22 protein-coding genes are annotated in these 22,833 nt (G+C 74.3%); 14 read left to right on the top strand and 8 right to left on the bottom strand.

What is annotated here, in order from left to right:
* Window position 1 precedes the first annotated feature (1 nt).
* The gene (locus JQN70_RS15770; protein WP_239111692.1) at window positions 2–1,525 is read left to right on the top strand and encodes an AMP-binding protein; all 1,524 of its coding nucleotides are present in this window, start codon (window positions 2–4) and stop codon (window positions 1,523–1,525) included.
* 390 nt (window positions 1,526–1,915) lie between these two features.
* Here the strand turns inward: JQN70_RS15770 and JQN70_RS15765 are convergent, their stop codons facing one another.
* From JQN70_RS15765 to JQN70_RS15745, 5 genes are all read right to left on the bottom strand, one after another.
* Window positions 1,916–2,278 carry a DUF1304 domain-containing protein gene (locus JQN70_RS15765; protein ID WP_204132315.1) on the bottom strand — a complete coding sequence of 121 codons (363 nt, stop codon included), beginning with the start codon at window positions 2,276–2,278 and terminating at the stop codon, window positions 1,916–1,918.
* Between the two features lie 98 nt (window positions 2,279–2,376).
* Window positions 2,377–3,357 carry an NAD(P)H-quinone oxidoreductase gene (locus JQN70_RS15760; protein WP_204132314.1) on the bottom strand — a complete coding sequence of 327 codons (981 nt, stop codon included), beginning with the start codon at window positions 3,355–3,357 and terminating at the stop codon, window positions 2,377–2,379.
* A gap of 20 nt (window positions 3,358–3,377) precedes the next feature.
* Window positions 3,378–4,139, bottom strand: a complete 762-nt coding sequence (locus tag JQN70_RS15755; protein ID WP_204132313.1) for an IclR family transcriptional regulator — start codon at window positions 4,137–4,139, stop codon at window positions 3,378–3,380.
* 3 nt (window positions 4,140–4,142) lie between these two features.
* Window positions 4,143–4,814 carry a response regulator gene (locus JQN70_RS15750; RefSeq protein WP_204132312.1) on the bottom strand — a complete coding sequence of 224 codons (672 nt, stop codon included), beginning with the start codon at window positions 4,812–4,814 and terminating at the stop codon, window positions 4,143–4,145.
* Complete coding sequence (locus tag JQN70_RS15745; RefSeq protein ID WP_204132311.1) at window positions 4,811–6,532, bottom strand: sensor histidine kinase; 1,722 nt, start codon at window positions 6,530–6,532, stop codon at window positions 4,811–4,813. The genes JQN70_RS15750 and JQN70_RS15745 overlap by 4 nt, the downstream gene beginning before the upstream one ends.
* Window positions 6,533–6,632: 100 nt before the next feature.
* On the opposite strand from JQN70_RS15745, the gene JQN70_RS15740 reads away from it, so the two are divergent.
* Genes JQN70_RS15740 through rraA form a run of 5 tightly spaced genes read left to right on the top strand, consistent with a single transcriptional unit; the run spans window position 6,633 to window position 10,638 of the window.
* A complete protein-coding gene (locus tag JQN70_RS15740; protein WP_204132310.1) occupies window positions 6,633–7,640 on the top strand; it encodes a Bug family tripartite tricarboxylate transporter substrate binding protein in 1,008 nt (335 codons plus the stop codon).
* Window position 7,641: 1 nt separating this feature from the next.
* The gene (locus JQN70_RS15735; protein WP_204132309.1) at window positions 7,642–8,190 is read left to right on the top strand and encodes a tripartite tricarboxylate transporter TctB family protein; all 549 of its coding nucleotides are present in this window, start codon (window positions 7,642–7,644) and stop codon (window positions 8,188–8,190) included.
* On the top strand, window positions 8,190–9,767 hold the full coding sequence (locus JQN70_RS15730; protein WP_204132308.1) for a tripartite tricarboxylate transporter permease: 1,578 nt from the start codon (window positions 8,190–8,192) through the stop codon (window positions 9,765–9,767). Before JQN70_RS15735 ends, JQN70_RS15730 begins: the two co-directional genes overlap by 1 nt.
* The gene (locus tag JQN70_RS15725; RefSeq protein WP_204132307.1) at window positions 9,764–10,162 is read left to right on the top strand and encodes a universal stress protein; all 399 of its coding nucleotides are present in this window, start codon (window positions 9,764–9,766) and stop codon (window positions 10,160–10,162) included. The genes JQN70_RS15730 and JQN70_RS15725 overlap by 4 nt, the downstream gene beginning before the upstream one ends.
* Window positions 10,159–10,638, top strand: coding sequence for a ribonuclease E activity regulator RraA (gene rraA, locus JQN70_RS15720; RefSeq protein ID WP_204132306.1), 480 nt, complete (start codon window positions 10,159–10,161; stop codon window positions 10,636–10,638). Before JQN70_RS15725 ends, rraA begins: the two co-directional genes overlap by 4 nt.
* 117 nt (window positions 10,639–10,755) lie before the next feature.
* On the opposite strand, the gene JQN70_RS15715 is transcribed toward rraA, so the two are convergent.
* Window positions 10,756–11,193 (bottom strand): MarR family winged helix-turn-helix transcriptional regulator, encoded by a 438-nt coding sequence (locus tag JQN70_RS15715; protein WP_307836024.1) that lies wholly within the window; start codon window positions 11,191–11,193, stop codon window positions 10,756–10,758.
* 192 nt (window positions 11,194–11,385) lie between these two features.
* Between JQN70_RS15715 and JQN70_RS15710 the strand changes: the two genes are divergently transcribed.
* The 4 genes from JQN70_RS15710 (at window position 11,386) to JQN70_RS15695 (ending at window position 15,810) form a co-directional block, all read left to right on the top strand.
* A complete protein-coding gene (locus tag JQN70_RS15710; RefSeq protein WP_204132376.1) occupies window positions 11,386–13,176 on the top strand; it encodes an ABC transporter ATP-binding protein in 1,791 nt (596 codons plus the stop codon).
* Window positions 13,177–13,397: 221 nt separating this feature from the next.
* Window positions 13,398–14,960 carry a histidine ammonia-lyase gene (gene hutH / locus JQN70_RS15705; protein WP_204132305.1) on the top strand — a complete coding sequence of 521 codons (1,563 nt, stop codon included), beginning with the start codon at window positions 13,398–13,400 and terminating at the stop codon, window positions 14,958–14,960.
* Window positions 14,961–15,022: 62 nt separating this feature from the next.
* Window positions 15,023–15,475, top strand: coding sequence for an SRPBCC family protein (locus tag JQN70_RS15700; protein WP_204132304.1), 453 nt, complete (start codon window positions 15,023–15,025; stop codon window positions 15,473–15,475).
* Window positions 15,472–15,810 carry an ArsR/SmtB family transcription factor gene (locus tag JQN70_RS15695; RefSeq protein ID WP_204132303.1) on the top strand — a complete coding sequence of 113 codons (339 nt, stop codon included), beginning with the start codon at window positions 15,472–15,474 and terminating at the stop codon, window positions 15,808–15,810. Before JQN70_RS15700 ends, JQN70_RS15695 begins: the two co-directional genes overlap by 4 nt.
* A gap of 39 nt (window positions 15,811–15,849) precedes the next feature.
* On the opposite strand, the gene JQN70_RS15690 is transcribed toward JQN70_RS15695, so the two are convergent.
* Window positions 15,850–16,533, bottom strand: a complete 684-nt coding sequence (locus JQN70_RS15690) for a class I SAM-dependent methyltransferase (protein WP_204132302.1) — start codon at window positions 16,531–16,533, stop codon at window positions 15,850–15,852.
* 175 nt (window positions 16,534–16,708) lie between these two features.
* Between JQN70_RS15690 and hutU the strand changes: the two genes are divergently transcribed.
* A complete protein-coding gene (gene hutU, locus JQN70_RS15685; RefSeq protein WP_204132301.1) occupies window positions 16,709–18,367 on the top strand; it encodes a urocanate hydratase in 1,659 nt (552 codons plus the stop codon).
* Between the two features lie 101 nt (window positions 18,368–18,468).
* On the opposite strand, the gene JQN70_RS15680 is transcribed toward hutU, so the two are convergent.
* Window positions 18,469–18,948, bottom strand: coding sequence for an aminoacyl-tRNA deacylase (locus JQN70_RS15680; protein ID WP_204132300.1), 480 nt, complete (start codon window positions 18,946–18,948; stop codon window positions 18,469–18,471).
* Window positions 18,949–19,066: 118 nt separating this feature from the next.
* On the opposite strand from JQN70_RS15680, the gene JQN70_RS15675 reads away from it, so the two are divergent.
* From JQN70_RS15675 to hutI, 3 genes are read left to right on the top strand one after another with little or no spacing between them, the layout of a single operon-like run.
* Entirely contained in the window at window positions 19,067–20,311 is a 1,245-nt protein-coding gene (locus JQN70_RS15675) for an allantoate amidohydrolase (protein ID WP_239111691.1), read from the top strand.
* The gene (locus JQN70_RS15670) at window positions 20,308–21,633 is read left to right on the top strand and encodes a formimidoylglutamate deiminase (RefSeq protein ID WP_204132299.1); all 1,326 of its coding nucleotides are present in this window, start codon (window positions 20,308–20,310) and stop codon (window positions 21,631–21,633) included. The genes JQN70_RS15675 and JQN70_RS15670 overlap by 4 nt, the downstream gene beginning before the upstream one ends.
* Window positions 21,630–22,832, top strand: a complete 1,203-nt coding sequence (gene hutI, locus JQN70_RS15665) for an imidazolonepropionase (RefSeq protein WP_204132298.1) — start codon at window positions 21,630–21,632, stop codon at window positions 22,830–22,832. Before JQN70_RS15670 ends, hutI begins: the two co-directional genes overlap by 4 nt.
* The last annotated feature ends 1 nt before the right edge of the window (window position 22,833 follow it).

Here is a 22,833-nt window from a genome sequence, read left to right as displayed (position 1 = left end):
GATGACCGTGAACGACTTCATCGACCGCGCGGCGGCCGTCTACGGCGAGCGCACCGGCGTCGTCGACGAGCCGAGCCAGCCGGCCGACCCGTTGCCCGACCTCACGTACGCCGAGATCGCGGCGCTCGCCGCGCGGCAGGCCGCGGCGCTCGACGAGCTCGGCATCGAGGTCGGGGACCGGGTGGCGATCGTGTCGCACAACGCGGCCCGGATGCTCGTGGGGTTCTTCGCGGTGTGCGGGTCGGGGCGGGTGTACGTGCCCGTCAACTTCCGGCTGCGGCCCGACGAGGTGCGGTACATCGTCGAGCACTCGGGGGCGCGGGTGCTGCTCGTCGACCCGGAGGTCGACGAGGCGCTGTCGTCGGTCACGGCCGAGCACCGCTTCGTGCTCGGCCGGGACGACGGGTCGCTCTACGCGCCGGAGGGGGCGACGCCGCGGCCGTGGGAGCGCGACGAGAACGCGACGGCGACCATCAACTACACCTCCGGCACGACGGCCCGGCCCAAGGGCGTGCAGATCACGCACCGCAACATCTGGACCAACGCGCTGACCTTCGCGCTGCACGCCGGCGTCTCCGACCGTGACGTCTACCTGCACACGCTCCCGATGTTCCACGCCAACGGCTGGGGGATGCCCTTCGCCACCACCGGGCTCGGCGTGAAGCAGGTGGTGCTGCGCAAGGTCGACGGTGCCGAGATCCTCCGGCGGGTGCGCGACCACGGGGTGACCTTCATGTGTGCTGCGCCGGCGGTCGTCAACGCCGTGCTCGAGGCCGCGCAGTCGTGGGACGGGGAGGTCCCCGGGCGCGACCGGGTGCGCATCATCGTCGCCGGGGCACCGCCGCCGACGAAGACGGTGGCGCGGGTCGAGGCCGAGCTCGGGTGGGAGTTCATGCAGATCTACGGGCTCACCGAGACCTCACCGCTGCTGACGATCAACCGCACCCGGGCCGAGTGGGACGAGCTCTCGACCGAGGAGCGGGCCGAGCGGCTGGTGCGGGCCGGGGCGCCGGCGCTCGGGGTGACGCTGTCGCTGTCGCCGGACGCGGAGGTGCTGGCCCGCTCGAACGTCGTCCTCGAGGGGTACTGGGAGCAGCCGGAGGAGTCCGAGCGCGCGCTCGAGGACGGCTGGTTCCACACCGGCGACGGCGGGACGATCGGTGACGACGGCTACCTGACGATCTCGGACCGGAAGAAGGACGTCATCATCACCGGCGGCGAGAACGTGTCGTCGATCGAGGTCGAGGACGTGATCTTCAGCCACCCGGCGGTCACCGAGGTGGCCGTCATCGGGGTGCCGGACGAGAAGTGGGGCGAGACCATCAAGGCGCTGGTGGTGCTCGCGCCGGGGGAGTCGGTGGGCGAGGCCGAGCTCATCGCCTGGTGCAAGGAGAAGGCGGCCGGCTACAAGGCGCCGACGTCGGTGGAGTTCCGCGACGAGCTGGCACGGACGGCCACCGGCAAGCTCCAGAAGTTCAAGCTGCGCGCGCCGTACTGGGAGGGTCGCGACCGCCAGGTCAACTGAGCCGGCCCGGGCCCGTCTCAACTTTCCCTCCGGATGCCGGAACCTTCGGCGACCTGCCGGTTGCAAGCGGCAGGTCGCGCAAGGTTCCGGCCGTTCGGGTGCCGGCGCCGCGGGCAGGGACGGCGGGCGGCCGCAGTGGTGGTGCGGTCGAGTGCTCTCGGTTGGGTCGGGATGGGAAGCAACCGAGAGCAGTCGGAGACCACATGGGCCGGGCGTTCCGGTGGGGTGCTCGAGTGCTCTCGGTTGGGTCGGGATGTGAAGCAACCGAGAGCAGTCGGAGACCACCCTGTGCTGCCCGACCCCCCGTGCCGGATGCGCCGCTCCGCGTGCGCTCGCACCCGTGGCCGCGCATCTCGCCGGGGCCCGAGGGCCGGGATGCCGCGCCGCGCGTCAGTGCGCGAGCACCTGCGCCCCCAGCGCCAGCGCCGCCGGCAGCGCCTGCACGAGCAGGATCCGCCGGTTCGCCGTCGCCGCCCCGAACACGCCGGCCACGACGACGCACCCGAGCGTGAAGAGGGCGAACGCGTACCGGTGCTCCTCCGGCCCGAGCAGCGCGAGCGCGATGCCCGCCACGAGGAACCCGTTGTACAACCCCTGGTTCGCCGCGAGCACGGTGGTCTGCTTCGCGAGCTGCGGCGTCGTGCCGAAGGTCGCCCGCCCGCGCGGGGTGTCCCACAGGGCCATCTCGAGGACGACGATGTAGACGTGGATCAGCCCGACGAGGGCGGTGAGGACGGTCGCGGCGACGCTCATCCGCGATGTCTACCGCACGGCACGGCGACGGCGCAGCCCCTCGTCCACCGCGCCGCACGGCGCTCCGCGCGCGTCGACCGGCGTCGCGGGCCCCGGGCTCACCCGAGGGTGAGCAGGATCTTGCCGACGTGCCCGCTCTCCTCGAGCTCGCGGTGCGCGTCGGCCGCGGCGGCCAGCGGGTGCCGGGAGTGCACCACCGGCCGCACCACGCCGTCCTCGACGAGCGGCCACACGTGCTCCCGCACGGCCGCGACGATGGCCGCCTTCTCCGCGGCCGGCCGGGCCCGCAGCGACGTCGCGATGACCGCCCCGCGCTTGGCCAGCAGCGCGCCGAGGTCGAGCTCGCCGACGCGCCCGCCCTGCATGCCGATGACGACGAGCCGCCCGTTGACGGCGAGCACGTCGACGTTGCGGCCGAGGTACTTCGCCCCCATGTTGTCGAGCACGACGTCGGCGCCGTGCCCGCCCGTGGCCTCGCGCACCCGCTCGACGAAGTCCTCCTCGCGGTAGTTGACGAGCACCTCGGCGCCGAGCGAGCGACAGGCCTCCAGCTTCTCCGCCGAGCCGGCGGTCACCGCCACCGTCGCGCGGACCGCCTTCGCGAGCTGGATGGCCATCGTCCCGATGCCCGACGAGCCGCCGTGGACGAGGAGCACCTCGCCCGGCTGGAGGTTCGCGGTGAGGAAGACGTTGGACCACACCGTGCACACCACCTCGGGCAGGGCGGCGGCGTCGGCGAGGGACACCCCGCGCGGCACGGGCAGCAGCTGCCCCACCGGCACCCGGACGAGCTCGGCGTACCCGCCTCCGGCGAGCAGCGCGCACACCTCGTCGCCGACCGACCAGGCCTCGACCCCCTCGCCGAGCGCCTCGATGACGCCGCTCACCTCGAGCCCCGGCACCTCCGACTCACCCGGAGGCGGCGGGTAGAAGCCCTGGCGCTGCATCGAGTCCGCCCGGTTGACCCCCGCCGCGGCCACCCGGACGAGCACCTCGCCCGCTCGCGGCTCCGGCGCGTCGACGTCGGCGAGGACGAGGGCCTCCGGCCCTCCGGGCGTGGGGATGGTGATGGCCTGCATCCTCGAAGGCTACGACCCCCTCAGCGGGCGCGGCCGACCCGGGAGGCGACGGTCGCGGCCGTCTGCCGCACCGCGTGGACCAGCCGCGACCGGGCCTCGTCGTCGACGTCGGCCTGCGGGTAGGTGACGGCCACGGCGGCCACCGGGTAGTCGTTGGCGTCGAGCACCGCCACCGCGACCGAGCCGAGCCCCGGCGTCACGAGCCCGTCCTCGACGGCGTACCCGCGCTGCCGCACCGCCTGGAGCCACGAGCGCAGCTGCGTCGTCGACGAGGGCCCGCGGCCGTCGCGCAGGACGAGCGCCGACCGGTCGGGGAACAGGGCCCGCACCTGCGCGGCCGGCAGGGCGGCGAGCATCGCCAGCCCCGTGGCCGTCAGCGGTGCCGGCAGCCGAACACCGACATCGGTGACCAGCAACGGCCTTCCGGGAGAACGCTGCTCGACGACGTACAGGACGTCTGTGCCGTGCAGCACGGCGAGGTGGGCGTTCTGCCCGCAGCCGTCGACGAGGCGGTCCATCGGCCCCCGCGCCATCCGGCCGAGGGGGGCCTGCCGCTGGTACGCCGACCCCAGCTCGTAGGACGCCAGCCCGAGCCCGTAGCGCCGCTCCTCCGGCAGGTGTCGCACGTAGCCGCGCTCGACGAGGACGGCGAGCAGGTGGTAGACGCTCGAGCGGGGCAGCCCGAGGTCGCGCGCGATGGCGGCCGCGGGCACCGGCTCGCCGTGCCGGGCGATGAGGCCGAGCACGTCGAGGGCGTGACCGGCGGCGGGGGCGTTGGCCATCGCTCAGCCCGTCCACCGGTAGAGCCGCTCGGGCCGGCCGGTCGACCCGTACCGCAGGCGCACGTCGGCCCGGCCGACCGCGACGAAGTGCTCGAGGTAGCGGCGCGCGCTGACCCGCGAGATCCCGACCCCCTCGGCCACCTCGCTCGCCGACAGGGTGCCGCCCGCCCCGGACAGGGTGCCCTCGACGAGCCGGGCGGTCTCCGGGCTGAGGCCCTTGGGGAGGACCACCGCGCCGCCGGCCGACACCCGGCTGAAGACCCGGTCGACGTCGTCCTGGCCGACGACCTCGGCCCGCTCGAGCACCGCCCGCTGCGCGGCGTAGCGGCGCAGGCGCTCCTCGAGGTCGGGGAACCCGAAGGGCTTGAGGACGTAGTCGGCGACCCCGAGCCGCACGGCCGAGCGCACCGACTCGCTCTCCTTGGCGGCGGTGATGACGATCGCGTCACACGGGTGCGGACCGGCGCGCAGCTCGGCGAGCAGGTCGAGCCCGAACCGGTCGGGCAGGTAGAGGTCGAGGAGCAGGAGGTCGGGGCGCAGCTCCTCGACGGCACGCACCGCCTCGGCCCCGGTGGATGCGGTGCCGACGACCTCGAAACCGTCGACCCGCTCGACGAACCCGACGTGGATGCGGGCGACCATGAAGTCGTCGTCGACGACGAGCACCCGGATCACCGGCGCACCCCCTCGCCGACCGCGGCCTCCGCCTCGTCCGGCTCGACGAATGTCGACACCCCGAGCCGGGCGACGAACCGGGTCCGGTCCTCGACCCGGTCGACCTCGATCTCGCCGCCGCGCCGTCGGCAGACCAGGCGGGTCAGCGCCAGGCCGACCCCGTGGGCGGTGGGGTCGACGCGCTTCGAGGTCACCCCGTGCTCGAAGAGCGAGGCGCGCAGGTCGTCCGGGACGCCCGGCCCGGAGTCGGTGACGACGATCTCGACCGTGCTCGCGTCCTGCCGGATGCGCACGCGGACCTCCGGCGGCCGCTGGGCTCCACGCGGTGCGTGCTCGAGGGCGTTGTCGACGAGGTTGCCGAGCACCGTCGCGACGTCGGCGGCATCGGCGGTCTCGAGCCGCTCGAGCCGCGAGTCGTCGGTGACCTCGAGATCGACCCTGCGCTCGTTCGCGGTGGCCACCTTGGCCATGAGCAGCGCGGCGATGGTGGGGTCGCCGAGGAGCGAGTTGAGGGTGATGTCGAGCGCGTTGCGGCGCTGGCTGACGGCGTCGACGTAGCGGACGACCTCGTCGAGCTCGCCGATCTCGATGAGCCCGCTGATGGTGTGCAGCTGGTTGGCGAACTCGTGCGCCTGGGCCCGGAGCACGTGCGCGGTCGAGCGGAACGACCCGATCTCGCGCTCGAGGTCGGCCAGCGCCGTCCGGTCGCGCATCGTCGTCACGGTGCCGAGGACGCGGTCGCCGCTGACGACGCGCATCGTGCTCATGACGAGCACCCTCCCACGCCGGACGACGACCTCGTCACGCGCAGCCGTCACGTGGTCGTCCGGGTCGAGATCGGTTCTCGGGCGGGCGTTCTCGCCGACGAGCACCTCGCGCAGCCGGCCCTCGATGCGCAGGTCGGAGACCGACGTCCCGATGGCGTGCTCGGGCAGGTCGAGCAGCTGGCGCGCGACCTCGTTGACGAGGGTGATGCGGTGCTGCGGGTCGAGGGCGATGACCCCCTCCGCGATGCCGCGCAGCATCGCCTCGCGGTGCTCGGCGAGCCCGGCGATCTCGCGCGGCTCCATCCCGCGGGTCTGCCGCTTGATCCGGCGGGACAGCAGCCACGAGCCCCCGAGCCCGACGACGAGCGCGATGCCGAGGTAGGTGAGCAAATAGGAGCTGGTGCCCTGCAGCCGTTCCCACGTCGACGGCGCCTGCTCGGCGACCATCACGGTGCCGAGCAGCTGCCCGGCGCGGGTCGGGGTCGAGGGGTCCTTGTCGTCGTCGTCGCCGGCGAGCACCGGGACCTGCGAGGCGATGTACTCGCGCCCGTCGAGGACGAGCGTCCCGGACCAGCTGCCGCCGGAGGCCACGCGCGGGTCGCCGAGCGTCAGGGGGCGGTCCTCGAGGGAGGGGTCGGTCGAGACGCGGACGTCGAGGTCGGGCTCGGCGAAGCTCACCGACGTGATGTTGGCCTGCGCGACGAGCGAGAGCCCGAGCGTCGCGAGCCCGGTGCGCGTCTCGGGCTGGTCGAGGTTGGCGCGGACGAGCGGGTTGGACGCCAGCTGCTCCCCGAGCGCCGACACCCGCCGGCCCTCGGTGCGCTCGAAGGTCGCCGCGGACTGGGCGAGCGACACGGCGGCGACGGCGACGAGCACGACGACGATGATGGCCAGCTGCAGCGCGAAGAGCTGCCCGGCCAGCGTCGCGCGACGGCGTCTGCGCGTGACCACTATGTACTCAACCTCCGTTGCGGACAGAAGCGCGACAGGCTCGTCGTCGGTCGCCCACGATCATCGCGTTCCACTCCACCACAGGAAAGGGATCTCGACGATGAGACTCCACCGCATCGCGCTCGGCGCACTCGTCGCGGCCACGCTGGCCCTCACCGGCTGCGGCGCCACGAAGGACCAGGGCAGCGGGGGTGCGACCTCCTCCGGTGGTGGCGCCCCGGCGACCGGCCTCCAGTACATGGTCCCGAACAGCCCGGGCGGCGGGTACGACACGACCGCGCGCACCGCGGCCCAGGTGATGGAGAAGGAGAAGATCACCGGCAGCGTCCAGGTCTTCAACCTCCCCGGCGCCGGCGGCACGGTCGGCCTCCAGCGGGTCGTCAACGAGAAGGGCAACGGCAAGCTCGCGATGCAGATGGGCCTCGGCGTCGTCGGCGCCGCGTACACCCAGAAGTCGCAGGCCAAGCTCTCCGAGACCACCCCGATCGCCAAGCTCATCGAGGAGGCCGGCGCGATCGTCGTGCCGAAGGACTCGCCCTACAAGGACATCACCGCGCTCGTCGCGGCGTGGAAGGCCGACCCGAAGGGCCTCGCCGTCGGTGGCGGCTCGTCCCCGGGCGGTCCCGACCACCTCCTGCCGATGCAGCTCGCCAACGCGGTCGGCATCGACCCGAAGACGGTCAGCTACGTCAGCTACGACGGCGGCGGCGAGCTCCTCCCGGCACTGCTCGGCAACAAGATCGCCTTCGGCGCCAGCGGTTTCGGCGAGTTCCTCGACCAGGTCGAGGCCGGTGACGTCCGCATCCTCGCGGTGACCAGCGCCGAGCGGGTCGCCGCCCTCCCGGACGTGCCGACCCTCAAGGAGTCCGGCATCGACCTCGAGTTCACCAACTGGCGTGGCGTCGTCGCCCCGCCCGGCCTCTCCGACGCCGACAAGGCCGTCTGGGTCGACGCCTTCACGAAGATGCACGAGTCGGCCGCGTGGAAGGCCGAGCTCGAGAAGCGCGGCTGGGTCGACGCCTTCGCCACCGGCGACGAGTTCGGCACCTTCCTCACGGCGCAGGACGCCGAGGTCGCGAAGATCCTCCAGACGCTCGGCCTGGCCTGACATGAGCACCGAGGCCACCACCGCCCCGGAGGGCACCACGCCCTCCGGGGCCGGCCCCCTCGGCCGGGTCCGGGACCGCGCGCAGCTCGGCCTGTGTGCGGCCCTGGCCCTCGCCGGGGTCGTCGTCGTCGTCGACGCGTCCCGGCTCGGCGAGGTCACCAGCAGCAACGACCCGGTCGGCCCGCGCGCGATGCCCTTCCTCGTCGGCGGGGCGCTCGTCGTCGTCGCGGTCCTCTACGCCCTCGACGTCCTGCGCGGGGGCGTCGGGGAGGCCGAGGCCGGCGAGGACGTCGAGCTCGGCCACCGCGCCGACTGGCGCACCGTCGGTCTCCTCGGCGGCGCGTTCGCCCTCAACGCCGTGCTCATCGAGCCGCTCGGGTGGGTCATCAGCGGGTCGCTGCTGTTCTTCCTGTCGGCCTTCGCCCTGGGCAACCGGCACCACGTGCGCGGGCTCGCGATCGGCATCGCCCTCGCGCTCGGCACCTTCTACGCCTTCGCCATCGGGCTCGGGGTCAACCTGCCCGCCGGCATCCTCCAGGGGATCCTCTGATGGACAACGTCAACGCCCTGCTCGGCGGGTTCGCCGACGTCATCACCCCGATGAACCTGCTCATCGCGCTGCTCGGGGTCACCGTCGGCACGGCCGTCGGCGTCCTGCCCGGCATCGGCCCGGCGATGACCGTCGCCCTCCTGCTGCCCATCACCTACGGCCTGCCCGTCGAGCAGTCGCTCATCCTCTTCGGCGGCATCTTCTACGGCGGCATGTACGGCGGCTCGACGACCTCGATCCTGCTCAACACCCCCGGCGAGTCCGCCTCGGTCGTCACCGCCCTCGAGGGCAACAAGATGGCCAAGGCCGGACGGGCCGCCCAGGCGCTCGCGACCTCGGCCATCGGGTCCTTCGTCGCCGGCACCATCGCCACGGCCGCCATCGTCTTCGTCATGCCCCAGGTCGTCGACTTCGCGGTGACCCTCGGGCCGCCGGAGTTCCTCGCGATCATCCTCGTGGCATTCGTCGGCACCGCGGCCATCCTCGGCTCGTCGCGCGTGCGAGGGTTCGCGGCGCTGCTCGTCGGTCTCGCGCTCGGGCTCGTCGGCACGGACTTCGTCACCGGTCAGCAGCGGCTCACCTTCGGCAGCCCGTTCCTCGCCGACAACATCGACGTCGTCGTCGTCGCGGTCGGCATCTTCGCGGTCGGCGAGGCCCTCTGGGTCGCGGCGCACCTGCGGCGCAAGGCAGGGACGGTCATCCCCGTGGGCCGCCCGTGGATGTCGAAGGAGGACTGGGGCCGGTCGTGGAAGCCGTGGCTGCGGGGCACCGCGCTCGGGTTCCCGTTCGGGGCCATCCCCGCCGGGGGTGCCGAGATCCCGACGTTCCTGTCGTACCTCACCGAGCGGAAGCTGACCAAGCACCCGGAGGAGTTCGGCAAGGGCGCGATCGAGGGCGTCGCCGGCCCGGAGGCCGCGAACAACGCCTCGGCGGCCGGGACGATGGTGCCGCTGCTGGCGCTCGGGCTGCCGACGAACGCGACCGCGGCGATCATCATCGCGGCGTTCATGTCCTACGGCATCGAGCCCGGGCCGCTCCTGCTCACGAAGGAGCCGGACCTCGTGTGGATGCTCGTCGCGAGCCTCTTCATCGGCAACTTCTTCCTGCTCGTGCTCAACCTGCCCCTCGCCCCGGCGTGGGCCAAGCTGCTGCGCATCCCGCGGCCCTACCTCTACGCGGGGATCCTCTTCTTCGCGTCGATGGGCGCCTACGCGGTCAACGCCCAGCCGTTCGACCTCTTCCTCCTCCTCGGCCTCGGGGCCCTCGGCTTCGCGATGCGGCGCTTCGGGCTCCCGGTGCTGCCGCTCATCGTCGGCGCCATCCTCGGCCCGCTCGTCGAGCGCAAGGCCCGCCAGGCGCTGCAGCTGACCGGCGGTGACGCCTCCGGGCTCGTCGGCGGTCCGGTGGCCTGGGTCTGCTACGCGTTCATCGTGGCCGTCCTCGTGTGGCCGCTGGTCAGCCGGCTGCGTCGCGGACGGGGAGGGGACGACGACCCTCCCGCGGGAGGCGACGGGGAGAACCCCTCTCCCGAGGTCGAGCTCGCCCGCGCCACGACGACGGAAGGACGCGCGTCATGACCGTCCTCGTGGGATACCTGCCGAACCCGTTGGGGGAGGCGACGCTGCGCGCCGGTGTCGAGGAGGCCCGCCGCCGCTCCGAGCCGCTGCTCGTCCTCAACATGTCGCGTGACGACGTCCTCGTCGACGCGCGGCGGGCCGGCGTCGACGACCTGGCGCGGGTCGAGCGCGACGTCAGCGAGCTCGGGGTCGACGTCGAGGTCGTCCAGGTCGAGGAGGGCAGCGACCCCGCGGACGTCATCGTCGGGGAGGCCTCGGCCCGGGGGGCGTCCGTCGTCGTCATCGGGCTGCGGCACCGCACCGCCGTCGGGAAGCTCATCATGGGCTCGGTGGCGCAGCGCATCCTCCTCGATGCCCGGTGCCCCGTGCTCGCGGTCAAGGAGGAGGTCGCATGAGCACCGAGGACTTCACGACCGCCGACCTCTACGACGAGCACGGTGAGACGCTGCAGTCGTGCTCGACCCAGTTCCGTTCCTACGGAGGGGTGGCGCGCTTCAGCGGGCCGATCAGCACGGTGCACTGCCACCGCGACAACGCCCTCGTCAAGACCGTGCTGGCCGAGCCGGGGGAGGGGCGGGTGCTCGTCGTCGACGGTGGCGGGTCGCTGGAGTCGGCGCTCATGGGCGACCTCATCGCCGGGTCCGCGGTGGCCAACGGCTGGGCCGGCGTCGTCATCCACGGGGCGGTGCGTGACGTCGTGGCCCTCGGCGAGCTGCCGCTCGGCGTGCTGGCCCTCGGGTCGAACCCGCGCAAGTCCGCGAAGGACGGCGTGGGCGAGCGCGACGAGCCGGTGGGGTTCGGCGGCGTCGAGTTCGTGCCCGGCGCGACGCTCTGGGCCGACGAGGACGGCCTCCTCGTCACCCGCCCCTGACGCCCCACTTTCTCTCCGGATGCCGGAACCTTCAGCCGCCTGCCGGTTGCAAGAGGCAGGTCGCTGAAGGTTCCGGCAGGTCGGGGTCGTCGACGCGGACGGACACCGCGCCGGCGGTCAGTCGGTGGCGTCGAGGCGCTCGAGGATGCGGCGCAGGCTCGCGCGGTCGCGCTCGGGCAGCCGTCCGAAGTACGCCTCGGCGCCGGTGCGTCGAGCCGCGTCGACCTCGTCGACGAGACGTCGGCCCGCGTCCGTCAGCCCGACGACCTGGGCCCGCCGGTCGGTCGGGTCGGGCGAGCGTTCGGCCAGGCCCCGCTCCTCGAGCGCGTCGACGACGTCGGTGACCGACCGGGGCGCCACCCGCAGGTGCTGGGCCAGCTCGCCGAGCCGCATCGTCCCGTGGTGCCCGACGACCCGCAGCGCGCGGGCGTGGTGGGGCGCCAGGTCGTAGGGCTCGTAGGCGGTCATGCCGGTGCGCCGCAGGTCGCGGGCGACGCGCATCACGAGGTCGCCGAGGTCGAGGTCGGCGGCAGGGGTGTCGTCGCGTGGGCGCACGGGGGAATGCTACCGCCGACTCGTGCGTTTGCCTCATTGTGAGGTAGCCTCACTAACACGACCCGACCGGAAGGAGGGGTGCCCGTGACAGCGGCCCCGACCCAGACCCCCACCCGTTCCCGCGCCTCCGACCCCGCGCCCGTGACCGGACCGACCCACGGCGGAGGCCGTGGTGGTGGGCGCGGCGGCGCGATGACCGTCGACCCCCGCGACCGCGCCCGGCTCGAGGAGGCGCCCGTGCGCCTCTCCCGCGTGCTCGCCCTCTTCCGACCGCACCGCGCCCGGATCTCCGTCGTCGTGGCGATCATCGTCGTCACGAGCATCGTCGGTCTCGCCCAGCCGTTCCTCGTGCGCGAGGTCGTCGACGTGGCGCTCCCGCAGCAGGACGTGCGCCTCCTCGTCCTCGCCGTTGCGGCGATGGTCGCGGTCGCGGCCGTCACCCAGCTGCTCGGCGTCGTCCAGACCTGGCTGTCGACGCAGGTCGGCCAGCGCGTCATGCACGGCCTGCGCACCAAGGTCTTCACCCACCTCCAGCGCCAGTCGCTCGGCTTCTTCACCCGCACCCGCGGCGGCGAGGTGCAGTCGCGGCTCGTCAACGACGTCGGCGGCATGCAGGGCGTCGTCACCTCGACCGCCACGTCCATCGCCTCGAACGTCACGACCGCCGTCGCCACCGCCGTCGCGATGGTCGCCCTCTCCTGGCGGCTCTCGCTGCTCTCCCTCCTCGTCGTGCCGCCGGCGCTGTGGCTGACCCGCCGCGTGGCGCTGCTGCGCCGTGAGGTCACCGCCCAGCAGCAGCGGCGGCTCGCCGACCTCAACGCCCAGATCGAGGAGGGCCTGTCGGTCAGCGGCGTGCGCCTCGCCAAGACACTCGGCACGGGTCGGGCTGCGGCCGAACGGTTCTCGTCGACATCGTCGGACCTCGTGGGCCTGGAGCTGCGCTCCCAGCTGGCCGGCCGGTGGCGGATGGCGACGATGCAGATCGTCTTCGCCGTCATCCCGGCGCTGGTCTACCTCGCCGCCGGGCTGCCGGCCACGTCGGGGTCGATGACCATCGGCACGCTCGTCGCGTTCACCGCGCTGCAGGGCGGCATCTTCCGGCCGCTCATGGGGCTGCTGAACGTCGGGGCGCAGTGGGTCGCCTCGATGGCCCTGTTCTCGCGGGTCTTCGAGTACCTCGACCTCGTCCCGGACGTCCCGGCGCCGGCCCACCCGGTGCCGCTCGAGCCGTCGCTCGTGTCGGGCGAGGTGCGGCTGGACGGCGTGAGCGTGCGCTACCCGGGCTCGGACCGCGACGCCGTCTCCGACGTGACCCTCGGGGTGCCGGCCGGCTCCACGCTGGCCCTCGTCGGGGCCACCGGGTCCGGGAAGTCGACGCTGGCCGGGCTGCTGGCCCGCCTCCACGACCCCGACGCCGGGCGCGTGACGGTCGACGGCGTCGACGTCCGCGACCTCGACCCCGAGGTGCTCGCGGCCGTCGTCGGCACGGTGTCGCAGGAGAGCTACCTCGTGCACGCGTCGGTGCGCGACAACCTGCTGCTCGCTCGGCCGGACGCGACCGAGGCCGAGCTGTGGCGGGCCCTGGCGGCCGCGCAGGTCGCCGACCTCGTGGCGTCGCTGCCGGACGGGCTCGACACCGTCGTCGGGGCACGCGGCCACCGGTTCTCCGGCGGTGAGCAGCAGCGGCTGGCCGTGGCGCGCACCATCCTCCGCGACCCGCCGGTCCTCGTCCTCGACGAGGCGACCTCGGCCCTCGACACCGCCACCGAGCGGGCGCTCCAGGCGGCACTCGACGAGCTGGCCCGGGGCCGGACGACCATCACCATCGCCCACCGGCTGTCGACGGTCCGCCGGGCCGACCGCATCGCGGTGCTCGACGCCGGGCGGGTCGTCGAGTCGGGGACGCACGAGGAGCTGCTCGCCCTCGGCGGCCGGTACGCGGGCCTCGTCGCCGCGGCCGAGGACGCACCCGTCCCCGCCTGAGCGCCTTACCCCTCGGATCTCACGCGTATCGGGTCACCCGATACGGCCGCGCTTCACCCCGGAACCGTTCCCGGGTGAAGCGCAGGGTTGTCGGGTCACCCGATACGCGTGTGGTGCGGGGGTGCGCGACGGAAGGGCCCGGGCCCCGGAGGTCTCGGGTGCGAGACAGGATGCCGCTCCGGTCGGTGGTCGCGCCGACCGGCCGGCCCTCCAATGGAGGGATGACCGCTGCCTCCTCGCCCGCCGCCCCCGTCGTCGTCGGCGCCGGCCCGCTGACCGTCGAGGACGTCGTCGCCGTCGCCCGCCACGACGCCCCGGTCGTCCTCGACGACGGCGCGCTCGCCGAGGTCCGCCGCACCCGCGAGATCATCCGCGGGCTCGCCGACGACCCGCAGCCGCACTACGGCGTCTCCACCGGTTTCGGGGCCCTCGCGACCCGGCACATCCCCGTCGACCTTCGACACCGGTTGCAGCGCAGCCTCATCCGCAGCCACGCCGCAGGCTCCGGCCCCGAAGTCGAGCGCGAGGTGGTGCGCGCCCTGATGCTCCTGCGCGTCGCCACGCTCGCGACCGGACGCACCGGCATCCGTGAGGAGACCCTGCGCACGTACGCCGGCATGCTCGACGCCGGCATCACGCCGGTCGTCCACGAGTACGGCTCGCTCGGCTGCTCCGGCGACCTCGCGCCCCTCTCGCACTGCGCGCTCGCGCTCATGGGCGAGGGTGAGGTCCGCGACGCCACCGGCACCCGGGTGCCCGCCGCCGACGCCCTCGCCGTGGCCGGGCTCACGCCCGTCGAGCTCGAGGAGAAGGAGGGCCTGGCCCTCGTCAACGGCACCGACGGCATGCTCGGGATGCTCTGCCTCGCGCTGCACGACCTGCGCGAGCTGCTCGTCGTCGCCGACGTGTCCGCCGCGATGAGCGTCGAGGGCCTGCTCGGGACCGACGACGTCTTCGCCGCCGACCTGCACGCCCTCCGACCCCAGCCCGGCCAGGCCGTCAGCGCGGCGAACATCCGGAAGGTGATGGCGCACAGCCCGATCCGCGAGTCGCACCGCACCGAGGAGTGCACCCGCGTCCAGGACGCCTACTCGCTGCGGTGCGCGCCGCAGGTGGCCGGCGGCGCCCGCGACACCGTCGAGCACGCCGCCCGCGTCGCGGCGAACGAGCTCGCCTCCGCCGTCGACAACCCGGTCGTCACCCCCGACGGCCGGGTCGAGAGCAACGGCAACTTCCACGGCGCACCGGTGGCCTACGTCCTCGACTTCCTCGCCATTGTCGCGGCCGACCTCGCCTCGATGTCCGAGCGCCGCACCGACCGGTTCCTCGACGTCTCGCGCAGCCACGGCCTCCCGCCGTTCCTCGCCGACGACCCCGGCGTCGACAGCGGCCACATGATCGCCCAGTACACGCAGGCCGCGATCGTCTCGGAGCTGAAGCGCCAGGCCGCCCCGGCCTCGGTCGACTCCATCCCGAGCAGCGCCATGCAGGAGGACCACGTCTCGATGGGGTGGTCCGGCGCCCGCAAGCTGCGGCGCTCGGTCGACGGCCTGGCCCGCGTCCTCGCCGTCGAGGTGCTGACGGCGGCCCGCGGCCTGCAGCTGCGCGCCCCCCTCGAGCCGGCGCCCGCCACCGGGGCCGTCGTCGAGGCCCTCGTCGCCGCGGGGGCCGGCGCCCCCGGCCCCGACCGCTTCCTCGCCCCCGAGATCGAGGTGGCCCACCGGCTCGTCACCGACGGCACGGTGCGCCGCGTCGTCGAGGAGCACACCGGCCCCCTCGCCTGACTCCTTGCCCGATCGGCTCATATGTGCAACATTGATATTGCACATAATCGACGACCGAGGGAGTGGACCTGGGACACGTCATCGAGAAGAGCATCGAGATCGACGCCGACGCGGCGCAGGTGTGGCCGCTGGTCAGCGAGCCCGGCTGGTGGATCAACGACGGTGAGTACGTCGAGCACGTCGTCGAGCGGCGCGCGGACGGCGTCGTCACCGTGACCGATCCCGTCCACGGCGTCTTCCCCCTCGTCGTCGTCGAGGAGCGGGAGCCGCGCTACGTCGCGTTCCGCTGGCTGGCGCGCACCGACGAGCCCGCGGTCGACGGACCCGGCACCCTCACCGAGTTCTGGGTCGAGGACCGCCCGGGCGGGGTGACGCTGCGGGTCCGCGAGAGCGGCTTCGAGTCCCTCGACGAGTCCGAGGCCGAGCTCCTGAAGACCGTCGCCGACAACACCGAGGGCTGGGACACCGAGCTCGCCGTCGCCAAGCGGCACCTCGAGGGCCGGCACGCGGCGTGAGCACGTCCGCCCCGCCGGTCGGGCCGGCCGACGCCGCGGTCTTCGCGGCGCTCGGCGACGCCACCCGGCTGACCCTCCTCGCGACCCTGGGGACGACCGGTGCGTCGACGGCCACGCGGCTCGCCGCCCCGCTGCCGGTGACCCGGCAGGCGGTCAGCCGGCACCTGCGCGTGCTCGAGGACGCCGGGCTCGTCCGGACCTCGAAGCAGGGGCGCGACGTGCTCTACGCCGTCGACGTCGAGGCCGTGGCCGCCCGCGCCGACTGGTTGGCGTCCGTGTCGCGGGCCTGGGACCGCCGGCTCGACGACCTCCGGACCCGCGCCGAGCGGCGCTGACCACTCGCGGCGCGGGGGCGGGCAGGCGAGGGGCGTCCGTCAGGTGTCCGTCGTCCGGACGGCCCGGACGACGAGGTCGTCGTGGTGGTGCGCCCCCGCGCCGCCACTGACCGAGCGCGGCCGCTTCTCCGGCCCCGTCACCGACCACCCGTCGCCGAGCCCGGCCGCCATCCCCTCCGGCGAGAGGAGCAGGTCGGGGTCGAAGCCGTGCTCCAGCGCGCGCTCGCGGTCGACCTCGGCGTGGTGGACGAAGAGCAACGTCCCGCCCGGCGCGACGAGCGAGGCGAGCCGCCCGACCGGCCCGGTCTCCAGGTCGAGGGCGGGGTAGAACACCGAGACGAGGTCGAAGCCACCGACGGGCAGGTCGGCCTCCGCGAGGCCCGCGTGCACCCAGCGCACCGACACCCGCACCGACTCGGCGGCCGCGCGGGCCCGGGCCAGGGCGACCCCGGACGGGTCGAGCGCGGTGACCTCCCAGCCGCGGGTCGCGAGCCACACGGCGTCGGCGCCCTCGCCGCAGCCGACGTCGAGCGCGCGACCCGGTGCCAGCGTCGCGGCCTCGACGGTGAGGGCGAGGTTCGGCTCGCCGCTCCACACCCGGTCGAGCTCGGAGTACCGGGCGTCCCACACCGACTCGTCGTCGCGCAGCGCGTACCCGTGCTCGTGGCGGACGGCCGGGCCGTGGTCGTGGCCGGAGGTGTGGTGGGCGTCGTGCGTCGTCATGGCCCGAGTCTGCTCCGGTGCCGCCCGGCGCGCCGCATCCCCGTGCCGTTCCGGCAACACCGCCCACCCTGCCGCCGCCGGCACGTCTCGGATGCCAGACGCGTCCACGCCGCCCGGGGTTCACCCGGCCCGACGCCGCCGCGACAGTGGATGGACGACGACGAAGGAGCACGACATGGACGGCGCCCGCCCGGTCCGCAGCCCCCGCGGCACCACCATCACCGCCCGCCAGTGGAGCACCGAGGCCCCGCTGCGGATGCTCATGAACAACCTCGACCCCGAGGTCGCCGAGCGTCCCGACGACCTCGTCGTCTACGGCGGCACCGGCCGGGCGGCCCGCGACTGGCGCTCGTTCGACGCGATGGTCCGCACGCTGACCGACCTCAGGGCCGACGAGACGATGCTCGTGCAGTCCGGCCGGCCGGTCGGGGTGTTCCGCACCCACGAGTGGGCGCCCCGCGTCCTGCTCGCGAACTCCAACCTCGTCGGCGACTGGGCGACCTGGCCCGAGTTCCGCCGCCTCGAGCACCTCGGGCTGACGATGTACGGCCAGATGACGGCCGGCTCGTGGATCTACATCGGCACCCAGGGCATCGTCCAGGGCACCTACGAGACCTTCGCCGCCGTCGCCGAGAAGCGCTTCGGCGGCACGCTGGCCGGCACCCTCACCCTCACCGCAGGCTGCGGCGGGATGGGCGGTGCGCAGCCGCTGGCCGTCACGCTCAACGACGGGGTGTGCCTCGTCGTCGACGTCGACCCGTCGCGCCTGCACCGCCGCGTCGAGCACCGCTACCTCGACGAGGTGGCGGACGACCTCGACGACGCCGTCGCGCGGGTCCTGCGCGCCAAGGACGAGCGCCGGGCCCTGTCCGTCGGCGTCGTCGGCAACGCCGCCGAGGTCTTCCCCGAGCTGCTGCGCCGCGGCGTTCCCATCGACGTCGTCACCGACCAGACGAGCGCCCACGACCCGCTCAGCTACCTCCCCGAGGGCATCGCGCTCGAGGAGTGGGCCGAGTACGCCGAGAAGAAGCCCGAGGAGTTCACCGACCGGGCCCGCGCCTCGATGGCCCGCCACGTCGAGGCGATGGTCGGATTCCTCGACGCCGGCGCCGAGGTCTTCGACTACGGCAACTCGATCCGCGACGAGGCCCGCCAGGGCGGCTACGACCGCGCGTTCGACTTCCCCGGCTTCGTGCCGGCGTACATCCGGCCGCTGTTCTGCGAGGGCAAGGGCCCGTTCCGCTGGGCCGCGCTCTCCGGCGACCCGAAGGACATCGACGCCACCGACCGCGCGGTCATGGACATCTTCCCCGACAACGACCGCCTCCAGAAGTGGATGCGCGGCGCGCGCGAGCGGATCGCCTTCCAGGGCCTGCCGGCGCGCATCTGCTGGCTCGGCTACGGCGAGCGCGACAAGGCCGGGCTGGCCTTCAACGACCTCGTCGCCTTCGGGGCGGTCAGCGCGCCGCTGGTCATCGGCCGCGACCACCTCGACTGCGGCTCGGTCGCCTCGCCCTACCGCGAGACCGAGTCGATGCTCGACGGCTCGGACGCCATCGCCGACTGGCCGCTGCTCAACGCGATGGTCAACACCGCGTCGGGCGCGAGCTGGGTCTCCATCCACCACGGCGGCGGGGTCGGCATCGGCCGGTCCATCCACGCCGGGCAGGTCTCGCTCGCCGACGGCACGGCGCTGGCGGCCGAGAAGCTCGAGCGGGTGCTGACCAACGACCCGGGGATGGGCGTCATCCGGCACTGCGACGCCGGCTACGACCACGCCGACGAGGTCGCCGCCGAGCGCGGCGTCCGCGTCCCGATGCGCGAGGGCGCCTGACCCGCATCCCCGCCGACTTGTTGCGAGTTCCGCCGCCGACACGCCGTCCGGAGGGCGCGTCGAGCGGCTGAACTCGCAAGAAGTCGGGAAAGGGCGGGGGGTCAGCGGGGGGTGACGGGGTCGGTGACGTCGGCGACCTCGGCGTCGAGGACGGCGACGAGCGCGTCGGCGCCCACGGTCGCCGCCACGCCGTGCGCACCGGCCCCGATCGAGACCGTCCGCCCGGTGAGCGTCGCGTCGGCGACGACCGGCAGGGCCCGCAGCGACCCGAACGGCGTGATGGTGCCGCGCTCGTACCCGGTGACGTCCCGCGCCACCGCGGCGTCCGGCATCGACACCCGGTTGACCCCGAGGTGGGCCCGCAGCTTGGGCCAGGAGATCTCGCGGTCGCCCGGCACGAGGACGAAGAGGTGGTCGTCCTCGGCCCGCCGGACGACGAGGGTCTTGACGATGCCCGCCGGCTCGACCCCGCGCAGCCGGGCCGCCTCCTCGAGTGACCCGACCCGGCCGTGGCTCGTGATCTCGTAGGCGATGCCGGAGGCGGCGAGGGCCCGCCGGGCGCGGTCGGCTCCGTCGTCCATCGGACCAGCCTAGGGTCACCCCCGGTGCGACGACCGCTCGCCGCACCCGTCTCCCCGCCGAGACAATCGCTCGTCCCTCCCACCCCGTGAGGTCCCGGGAGTTGGTGCAATGGTCGACATGTCCAACAGGTCGGCATCTCCGGGGGCGACGCTCGCCTTCCGACGGATGTGGGCCGACCTCGAGTCGGTCGGGCTCGACGCGGGCACCGGGGGCTACCGGCGCTTCGCGTGGACCCGCACCGACCACGACCTGCGCGAGTGGTTCGGCGGCGAGTGCGCCGCGCGCGGCCTCGACCTGACGACCGACCTCATGGGCAACCAGTGGGCGTGGTGGGGCGACCCCGACGCGGCCGTCGCGGCGGGTGACCCCGGTGTCGTCGTGGGCTCCCACCTCGACTCGGTCCCGGACGGCGGCGCCTTCGACGGCCCGCTCGGCGTCGTCAGCGCCCTCGCCGCGCTCGACGCCCTCCGCGAGCGGGGCTTCCGGCCGCAGCGGCCCATCGGCGTCGTGAACTTCGGCGACGAGGAGGGCGCGCGCTTCGGCGTCGCCTGCGCCGGCTCCCGCGTCATCACCGGCGCGATGTCCCCCGACCGGGCCCGCGGCCTCAAGGACCGCGACGGCGTGACGATGGCCGAGGCGATCGAGCGGGCGGGCGGCACGCCGCACCACCTCGGGCGCGACGACGCCACGCTCGCGCGCGTCGGCGCCTTCGTCGAGCTCCACGTCGAGCAGGGCCGGGTGCTCGACCACCTCGGGCAGGCGGTCGGGATCGGCAGCGACATCTGGCCGCACGGCCGCTGGCGCATCGACGTGCCCGGGGAGGCCAACCACGCCGGCACCACCGCCCTCGACGCCCGCGAGGACGCCGTGCTCGGGCTGGCCGCCACCGTCATCGCCGCTCGCCGGGCCGCCGAGGAGCACGGCTGCCTCGCGACCGTCGGCAAGGTCGACGTCGTGCCGGGTGGCGTCAACGCCATCGCCAGCTGCGCCACCGGGTGGCTCGACGCGCGCGGCCGCGACCCCGAGGCGGTGCGCCGCGTCGTCACCGAGGTCAGCCAGGTCGCGGGCGAGTTCGACGCCCTCGTCACCGAGGAGTCGTGGACCCCGAGCACCGACTTCGACCCCGCCCTCGTCGCCCGGCTCGCCGGCCTCGTCGACGGCGCCCCGGTCATCGGCACCGGCGCCGGGCACGACGCCGGCATCCTCGCCAACGCCGGCCTCAGCACGGCGATGCTGTTCGTGCGCAACCCGACCGGCGTCAGCCACAGCCCGGACGAATGGGCCTCGGCCGACGACTGCCTCACCGGCGTGGCGGCCCTCGCCGACGTCGTCGCCGACCTCGCGGGACCGACCGCTGCATGACCACGTACTGGTGCGAGCACGCGGTGCTCCCCGGGGGTGCGCGGCGCCACGTCCGGGTGGTCACGGACCACGGCCGCATCGTCGAAGTGCTCTCCGACAGCGCGATCGAGCCCGGGGACACCGTCCTCCACGGGCTCGTGCTGCCGGGCCTCGCGAACGCCCACAGCCACGCGTTCCACCGGGCCCTGCGCGGCCGCACGCACGGCGAGGAGGGCAACTTCTGGACGTGGCGCGACGGGATGTACGCCCTCGCCGACCACCTCGACCCCGACTCCTACCGCCGGCTCGCGACCGCCGTCTTCGCCGAGATGGTGCTCGCCGGCTACACGGTCGTCGGGGAGTTCCACTACCTCCACCACGGCCCCGGCGGGCGTCCCTACGACGACCCCAACGCGATGGGCACCGCGCTCGTGGAGGCGGCGGCGGCGGCCGGTCTCCGGCTCACCCTGCTCGACACGGTCTACCTCGCGGGCGGGCTCACCGGCTCCGGGCACCTGCCCCTCGACGACGTCCAGCAGCGGTTCTCCGACGGCTCGGCCGAGGCCTGGCTCGAGCGGGTCGCCGCGCTGCGGCCGGGCGGGACCTGGCGGGTCGGCGCCGCGGTGCACTCGGTGCGGGCCGTGCCGTGCGACGACCTCGCCCTCGTCGGTGACGCCGCGCGCCGCGAGCAGTGGCCGCTGCACGCGCACCTGTCCGAGCAGCCCGGCGAGAACCTCGCGTGCGAGTCCTTCTACGGGCGCACCCCGGCCCGGCTGCTCGCCGACGAGGGGCTGCTGTCCGGGACGACGTCGCTCGTCCACGCCACGCACCTCACCGACGACGACGTCACGCTCCTCGGCGGGGCCGGCGCCTGCGCGGTCTTCTGCCCGACGACCGAGCGCGACCTCGCCGACGGCATCGGCCCGGCCCGCGCGCTCGCCGAGGCCGGCGCCCGGCTCGCCGTCGGCTCGGACCAGCACGCGGTCGTCGACCCCTTCGAGGAGGTGCGCGGCGTCGAGATGCACGAGCGGCTGACCACCCTCGAGCGGGGACGATTCACCCCGACCGACCTGCTCGCCATGGGCACGCTCGACGGCTACCACTCGCTCGGCTGGCCCGACGGCGGCATCCTCGCGAGCAACCACGTCGCCGACCTCGTCGCCGTGCGCACCGACAGCCCGCGCACGGCCGGCTGCGCCCTCGACCAGGTGCTGTACGCCGCCACCTCGGCCGACGTCACGGATGTCGTCGTCGGCGGCGAGCACGTCGTCAGCGAGGGACGGCACCGGCTCGGCGACGTGGGTCATCTTCTCGTGGAGGCGATCTCGGAGGTCCGTCGATGAGCAGCACGGTCGTCACCGGCATCTCCGAGCTCGTCACGTGCGCCGGCCCCGACGGCGCCACGCCCGTCACCGACCGGTCGCTGCCCGCCGCCGAGCGGCTCGGGGTCGTGCGCGACGCGGCGGTCGTCGTCGAGGACGGGCGGGTCGCCTGGGTCGGGCCGGCGGTGGAGGCCCCGGCGGCGGACGACGCCCTCGACGTCGGCGGCCGGGCGGTCGTCCCGGGGTTCGTCGACAGCCACAGCCACCTCGTCTTCGCCGGCGACCGGTCCGCCGAGTTCGCCGCCCGGATGGCCGGCACGCCCTACGACGGCGGCGGCATCGGGGTGTCGGTGGCCGCCACCCGCGCCGCGACCGACGACGAGCTGCGCGGCCTGCTGGCCGCCCGCGTCGCCGACGCGAGGGCCCTCGGCACGACGACCCTCGAGGTCAAGGGCGGCTACGGGCTGACCGTCGAGGACGAGGTCCGCAGCCTCCGGCTGGCCCGCGAGGTCACCGACGAGACGACCTTCCTCGGCGCCCACGTCGTCCCGCCCGAGGCGCGCGAGGACCGCGCCGCCTACCTCGACCTCGTCACCGGGCCGATGCTCGCCGCCTGCGCCCCGCTCGCCCGCTGGGTCGACGTCTTCTGCGAGCCCAACAGCCCGCACGCCTTCACCGGCGAGGAGGCCCGCCGGGTGCTCCTCGCCGGGCGCGACGCCGGTCTCGGGCTGCGGGTGCACGGCAACCAGCTCGGACCCGGACCGGGGGCCCGGCTGGCCGTCGGGCTCGGCGCGGCCTCGGTCGACCACTGCACCTTCCTCGACGACACCGACGTCGACGACCTCGCCGCGGCCGCCGACACCACGGTCGCGACCCTCCTGCCGGGCGTGGAGTTCTCGACCCGGATGCCCTACCCCGACGCCCGCCGGCTGCTCGCCGCCGGGGTGTCGGTCGCGCTGGCCTCGGACTGCAACCCCGGGACGTGCAACACCGCGTCGATGCCGTTCGTCGTCGCCCTCGCCGTGCGGGAGCTGCGGATGACCGCCGCCGAGGCCCTCGTGGCCGCGACCGTCGGCGGCGCCCGGGCGCTGCGGCGCGACGACGTCGGGCGGGTGGCCGTCGGTGCCCGCGCCGACCTCGCGGTCCTCGACGCCCCGGGCCACGAGCACCTCGCCTACCGGCCGGGGATGCCCATCGCCCGGGCCCTCGAGCTCGACTGAG

This window comes from Phycicoccus sonneratiae, assembly GCF_016887965.1.
Lineage (GTDB): Bacteria > Actinomycetota > Actinomycetes > Actinomycetales > Dermatophilaceae > Phycicoccus > Phycicoccus sonneratiae.
This window is presented reverse-complemented; position numbering and strand designations above follow the sequence as displayed.